This is a genomic window from Plantactinospora sp. A48 (genome assembly GCF_055793945.1).
The window spans coordinates 22,257-28,380 of the sequence record NZ_JBTIXF010000079.1 but is presented as its reverse complement, the minus strand read 5'-3'; the positions used below and the strand labels follow the sequence as shown (position 1 = coordinate 28,380).

5 protein-coding genes and 1 pseudogene are annotated in these 6,124 nt (G+C 70.7%); 4 read left to right on the top strand and 2 right to left on the bottom strand.

The annotated features are described in order from the left end of the window. Positions 1–129 precede the first annotated feature (129 nt). On the bottom strand, positions 130–612 hold the full coding sequence (locus ACXN5W_RS27280; protein ID WP_473161250.1) for a PRC-barrel domain-containing protein: 483 nt from the start codon (positions 610–612) through the stop codon (positions 130–132). Positions 613–886: 274 nt separating this feature from the next. Here ACXN5W_RS27280 and cimA point away from each other — a divergent pair, with 274 nt between their 5' ends. Together cimA and ACXN5W_RS27270 are read left to right on the top strand one after the other, a co-directional pair. Then, positions 887–2,473: a citramalate synthase gene (gene cimA, locus ACXN5W_RS27275; protein WP_473161249.1), complete on the top strand. Its 1,587-nt coding sequence runs from the start codon at positions 887–889 to the stop codon at positions 2,471–2,473. A gap of 347 nt (positions 2,474–2,820) precedes the next feature. Beyond that, positions 2,821–3,363 carry a hypothetical protein gene (locus ACXN5W_RS27270; RefSeq protein WP_473161248.1) on the top strand — a complete coding sequence of 181 codons (543 nt, stop codon included), beginning with the start codon at positions 2,821–2,823 and terminating at the stop codon, positions 3,361–3,363. Between the two features lie 154 nt (positions 3,364–3,517). Here the strand turns inward: ACXN5W_RS27270 and ACXN5W_RS27265 are convergent. Then, positions 3,518–3,640 (bottom strand): annotated as a pseudogene (locus ACXN5W_RS27265) (endonuclease/exonuclease/phosphatase family protein); the annotation flags it as partial. A 442-nt stretch (positions 3,641–4,082) separates the two neighbouring features. Here ACXN5W_RS27265 and ACXN5W_RS27260 point away from each other — a divergent pair. Continuing rightward, entirely contained in the window at positions 4,083–4,856 is a 774-nt protein-coding gene (locus tag ACXN5W_RS27260) for a class I SAM-dependent methyltransferase (protein ID WP_473161247.1), read from the top strand. 166 nt (positions 4,857–5,022) lie between these two features. Then, positions 5,023–6,072, top strand: a complete 1,050-nt coding sequence (locus ACXN5W_RS27255; RefSeq protein ID WP_473161246.1) for an AAA family ATPase — start codon at positions 5,023–5,025, stop codon at positions 6,070–6,072. The last annotated feature ends 52 nt before the right edge of the window (positions 6,073–6,124 follow it).

Genomic DNA, 6,124 nt, shown 5'->3' with positions numbered 1-6,124 from the left:
GAAGCATTCGGGGAAGGTGGTTGGTTCGAAGTCTGGCTCTTTCGTCACGCAGAAAACTGTAACCCGGCAAGAAGTCGGTGGGGCTGGCCCGGGACGCTTGTCCCGGGCCGGCCCTTCGACGGGTGCGGCTCAGACCCGGCCGGGTGGGAAGCCGTCCGCGCTGTCCGGAGTGAGGCTTCCCGGCGGTACGGCGTTGCCGGTCGTGGTGTAGGTGTCGCCGTAGTAGCCGCCGAGTTTGTCCCGGTAGGCCGGGTCGGCGTGGCTGGCCTCGTCGTACTCGGGCGCGGCCTTGATCTGCGCCTTGTCACGGTCGACGTGGACCTTGCGGTCCTCGTGGTCGACCCGTTCGATGACGCCGGCCGGCAGCATGACCTTCCTGCCGAAGATCCACGGCCCGGTGTCGACCACCAGGAAGCTGGCGTCCACGTCGTGGCTGGCCCGGTCGACCTTGCCGATGTAGCCGTCGGTCGCCTCGACCCGGTAACCCACCAGATCGCTGTCGCCGACGGTGCTGACGTCGTCCCGGTAGAGCCAGGCCCGGAACGGGGCGGGGCCACCGTGCAGTCCGGGTTCGGCCAGGGGCGGATTCGGACGCGGTTCGTGGCTGTTCATGCGCATCTCCTCGGTGTCCGGTTCCGTTGACCAGGCATCAGTACCCGAACGGGTCACGGAGTACACCCGGGCGCCGCGGCCTCGGGGCTACCGTCGGTAACCATCCCGTCATGTGGATTCTGCTTTCCGGCCGGCGGTCCCGGGTGGCAGAGTCAGCGACCGTGACATCGCACGTACTGATCATTGGTAACTAGCGCGCCCGGTTCCCTTCGCCGAGCGCGCAGACCTCCCGCGACCGCGGGGGGTCTTTTTGTTTGTTCCGAAAGGACTGGACATGACCTTCCAGGTGTTCGACACGACGCTGCGCGACGGGGCTCAGCGTGAGGGGATCAGCTATTCGGTGGTCGACAAGCTGGCCGTGGCCCGGTTGCTCGACGAGTTGGGCGTCGGCTTCATCGAGGGTGGCTGGCCGGGCGCGGTGCCCAAGGACACCGAGTTCTTCCGCCGAGCCCGGACCGAACTCGACCTGCGGCACGCCCAGCTCGTGGCGTTCGGGGCCACCCGCCGGGCCGGGCTGGTCGCCGCCGACGACCCCCAGGTGGCGGCCCTGCGCGAGGCCGAGACCCCCGCCGTCTGCCTGGTCGCCAAGGCGGACCTGCGGCATGTCGAGCGGGCCCTGCGGACCACCGCCGAGGAGAACCTGGCGATGATCCGGGACACGGTCGCGCACCTGAGCGCCGAGGGCCGGCGGGTGTTCCTGGACTGCGAGCACTTCTTCGACGGCTTCCGCTTCGACGCCGGTTACACCTCGGCGGTGGTGCGGACCGCGCTGGAGGCGGGCGCCGAGATCGTGGTGCTGTGCGACACCAACGGTGGCATGCTGCCGTCCGGGATCACCTCCGCCATCGAGGAGCTGACCGCGCGACTCGGGGTCCCGGCCGAGCGGCTGGGCATCCACTGCCAGAACGACACCGGGTGCGCGGTGGCCAACACCATCGCCGCGGTCGAGGCCGGCATCCGGCACGTGCAGGGCACCGCCAACGGCTACGGCGAACGGCCAGGCAACGCCGACCTGTTCACGGTGATCGGCAACCTCGAACTCAAGCTGGGGATGCGGGTGCTCCCCGACGGCTGCCTACCCCGGATGGTACGGGTGGCGCACGCCATCGCCGAGATCGCGAACATCGCGCCGGACACCCACCAGCCGTACGTGGGAGCGGCGGCCTTCGCGCACAAGGCCGGCCTGCACGCCAGCGCCATCAAGGTCGACCCGCTGCTCTACAACCACGTGGACCCGCCGGTGGTCGGCAACGACATGCGGATCCTGGTCACCGAGATGGCCGGCCGGGCCAGCATCGAACTCAAGTCGCGCCAGCTCGGGTTGGACCTGGCCGATCAGCCGGAGACCCTGTCGCGGGTGACCCGTCGGGTCAAGGAGCTGGAGGCCGGCGGGTGGTCGTTCGAGGCGGCGGACGCCTCGTTCGAGCTGCTGGTCCGGGCCGAGCTGGCGGGTTCGACGTCCGTCCCGTTCACCCTGGAGTCGTACCGGGTGCTGGTCGAGCACCGGGAGGACGGTGCGGTGGTGTCCGAGGCCACGGTCAAGGTCCGGGTACGGGGTGAGCGCGTGATCGCCACCGCCGAGGGGAACGGCCCGGTCAACGCCCTCGACGAGGCGCTGCGGACGGCCCTGGTCCGGCACCATCCCGGGCTGCGCGACTTCGAGCTGGCCGACTACAAGGTCCGGATCCTGGAGGGTAGCCACGGCACCGACGCGGTGACCCGGGTGCTGGTGGAGACCGCCGGTCAGGACGGTCGTGACTGGACCACGGTCGGCGTACACCCCAATGTCGTCGAGGCGAGCTGGCACGCACTTGTCGACGCCCTCACGTACGGATTGTCCCGGACGGAGGCGCCGGTGTGACAAAGAAATTGACTCGCATTTCCTGTCACTCTCAATGGAGACATGAATAGAGTTTGTCAGGTTGATGTTATTGACCCTCTTGGTTTGCCGGTGTTAGGTTCCGACCAGGTTGCAACGCGACGGCCTCAGGTCTAATAACACCTGCTAGAGATGGGTACGCAGCGGTTTCTCAGTCTATTCGAAACTGTCCTTCCCGAGTTTGGGCGGTTGGACGTTCTGAGTCTGCGTTGCGGTCCGAGGAATTGCGGCGGGTGGCTGTTTCGCGAAATGGAGGTGCAGCCGCGTTGTCGTGACCGCCTCGTTCGAGGCAATTCCTTGACCCGCTTGGGCAGAAAAGAGAGACCCTCATGGCCAGATTCTCCCGTCGTAAGGTGACCGTGGCGGCGGTCGGCGCGCTCGCCTTCGCCCTGCTCGGCGGCGGCATCGCCACCGCAGCGCCGAACGACCAACCCCCGCAACCGGCCGGTCCCGGCATCGCCGCCCCGGCGCCGGTCGAGCCGGACGGCGACGCGGCCGTCCAGCCGCCGGTCAGCAAGGCCGAGAAGGCCAGGGCCAAGGCCGCCCTGGTGCAGTCCACCTCGGCCGGCCTGGCACTCACCACGCAGACCTCCTTCGCGGTGGTCGGATCCAACGGAACGCTGGTCCGTGGCTTCGAGGCCGTCTCGGCGACCCGGCTCGGCACCGGCTACTACCAGGTCGTGTTCAACCACGATCTGACCGGCTCGGCGTTCGTGGCCAGCACCGGGTTCACCGGGTCCCTGTACGTGCCGCCGCCCGGCATCGCCGTGGTGGTGGGCCGGACCGGCATACCAAACGGGGTGTTCGTCGCGACGTACAACGCGAACGGAAGCCGGGTCGACCGGGCGTTCCACCTGGCCGTGCACTCCTGACAGCCACTCCGCCAGCCCGGACCGCGTACCCACCCGTGGCCCGGTCCGGGATGCGGGGGCGGGCCGGCCTCGGGCGGGCCCTGGTCCGGGTGCCCACCCGCCGCCCCGGTCCGGGTCTCCGCCCGTGCCTCGTAGGCGGGTTCGCCGCGATCTTTCAGGCGGCGGGGAGGGTGAGTTCGGCGAGGACCGCCCGGTGGTCGCTGCCGGGAATTCCGTGCACCGAGACGGCCCGGACGGCGATCCGCCGGTCGACCAGCACGTGATCGATGCTGACCGCCGCCGGCCACCAGCGGCGGACGGCCAGCAGCACGGCGGTGCCGAGCAGGGCGCCGCCGGCGACGTACGGGGTGAACGCCAGCAGCTGCACGAGTGGGCCGCGATCGAGGTTGGCGAGCCGGATCAGCGCCCAGCCGGCGCAGCCGGCGGCCACCGCCCAGCAGAGCCCGGTCAACACGCGGGACCGGCGTCGGCGCGGGGTGCCGGCCACGCGATCTCCGACGGACGGGTCCCGCGCCGGGCTGTCGGGGAGTCCGGCGTGCGCCGGGCCGCCGGGGGATCCGGCGGACGGGTCCTGTGGTGGGCTGTCGGGGGATCCGGCGTGGGGCTGGTCGCCCGGGGCGCGGTCGCGCGGGACCGTGTCGTCGTCCACCGCGTCCACCATGCGGCCGAGGGTAACCCAGCCGGTGATCTTCCTGGTCGGCCCGTGTCAGGGTGGTCGCATGCCCGAACTGTCCGAGCGCGATCGCGCCATCCGCCAATACGGGAGCACCGAACGGCTGCAGACCCGGACCACCATCCACCGGACCGGCTCGAACCCTCGTCCATGGCAGTCGTGGGTGCTGGACCGGTTGCCACTGGCACCGAGGGAGCGGGTGATCGAGGTGGGGGCGGGCACCGGCGCGTTGTGGGCGGCCCGGGACCGCTGGCACCCGCTGCCCCGGCTCACCCTCACCGACGCCTCGACGGCGATGTGCGAGACCCTCCGCCGGACGCACCCGAGCGCTCAGGTGGCGCGTTGCCGGGCCGAGGAACTGCCGTACCGGCCGGGCTCGTTCGACGGCGCGGTGGCCAACCACATGCTCTACCACCTGGACGAGCCGGCGGCGGCGCTGCGGGAGCTGCTTCGGGTGCTGCGGCCCGGCGGCTGGTTGGCCGCCGCCACGAACGGACGGACCAACCTGAGCCGGCTGGCCGAGGTGGCGACCGAGGCCGGAGTGCCGGCCGCGATGCCACCCACGCACCTGACCTTCGCGGCCGAGGACGGTCCGGACCAGATCGCCGAGTGCTTCACCGACGTCCGGGTACACCGGTACGAGGACGAGCTGACGATCCGGGAACCCGGGCTGGTGGTGGACTACTTCGGGACGCTCGCCGAGCTGACCGTGGGGGAGCGGGCCGCGTTGCTCGGTGCGGCCCAGCGGGCGATCGACGCCGACGGCGCGCTGGTGGTGGACAAACACGTCGTCCTGATCACCGCCCGCGCGCCACACTGAGCGGGGACGGCGACCGACTTTCGCGCGAACGGAGATGGCCGGCCCGTGCCCGACTGGGTTAAGAAGGGGCCCTTCCTATACAAAAGGCGATAACAGGGGGGCCTTCCTTTCGGGCAAAGTGAGGGAATCTCGGGTTTGATCAGGGTTCGCACGGGAAGCTTGCCCCGTGACGGATATGTCGGACAGTCTGACCAGCTTGCGTACCACGGTCGGCGAGCGCTCGGCCGCGACCGACCTCGAACAGACGCTGTTCGAGGTGAAACGGGTCATCGTGGGACAGGACCGGCTCGTCGAGCGGCTGCTCACCGCGCTCCTGGCCGACGGGCACTGCCTGCTGGAGGGCGTACCCGGAGTCGCCAAGACACTCGCGGCGCAGAGCCTCGCCACGGCGGTCGGCGGCAGCTTCTCGCGGATCCAGTTCACCCCGGACCTCGTGCCGTCGGACATCGTCGGTACCCGGATCTACCGGGCCTCGCAGGAGAACTTCGACGTCGAACTGGGCCCGGTGATGGCCAACCTGGTGCTCGCCGACGAGATCAACCGGGCTCCGGCGAAGGTGCAGTCGGCCCTGCTGGAGGCGATGGCCGAGCGCCAGGTCTCGATCGGCGGCCGGACCTATCCGATGCCCACGCCGTTCCTGGTGCTGGCCACCCAGAACCCGATCGAGTCCGAGGGGGTCTACCAGCTTCCCGAGGCACAGCGCGACCGGTTCCTCATGAAGGTCACCGTGGGTTACCCGTCCGACGCGGACGAGTTGGCCATCCTCTACCGGATGAGCGCCGACCGGCCGACGCCCCGGCGGGTGCTCGACGCGGAACGGCTGTCCGCCCTCCAGGAGCGGGCCAGCCGGGTTTTCGTCCACCACGCGCTGGCCGAGTACGTCGTACGGCTGGTCCTGGCCACCCGGGAGCCGGCCCGGTTCGGCCTGCCGGACCTGGCGCCGCTGCTCATGTACGGCGCCAGCCCGCGCGCCACCCTCGGCCTGGTGGCCGCGGCCCGGGCCCAGGCGCTGCTGCGGGGCCGGGACTACGTGCTGCCCGAGGACGTCCGGGACCTCGCGCCGGACGTGCTCGCGCACCGGCTGGTGCTCTCCTTCGACGCGGTCGCCGACGGGGTGGCCGCGGAGACGGTGGTGCGCCGGCTGGTCGAGGCGGTACCCCCGCCCCGGGTGGCACCGGCGCGGGACGGGATCCCGGCGGACCTGGCGGTGGCGTGAGCACCCGGGAGTGGGTCTCCGTCGACCCGACGCCCGGGAGACGGGCTGCCAC

What these genes read in the sequence shown, in the direction of transcription:
- cimA (WP_473161249.1), top strand. Translation starts at nt 887, where the DNA reads ATGACCTTCCAGGTGTTCGACACGACGCTGCGCGACGGGGCTCAGCGT.
- ACXN5W_RS27270 (WP_473161248.1), top strand. Translation starts at nt 2,821, where the DNA reads ATGGCCAGATTCTCCCGTCGTAAGGTGACCGTGGCGGCGGTCGGCGCG.
- ACXN5W_RS27260 (WP_473161247.1), top strand. Translation starts at nt 4,083, where the DNA reads ATGCCCGAACTGTCCGAGCGCGATCGCGCCATCCGCCAATACGGGAGC.
- ACXN5W_RS27280 (WP_473161250.1), bottom strand. Translation starts at nt 612, where the DNA reads ATGAACAGCCACGAACCGCGTCCGAATCCGCCCCTGGCCGAACCCGGA.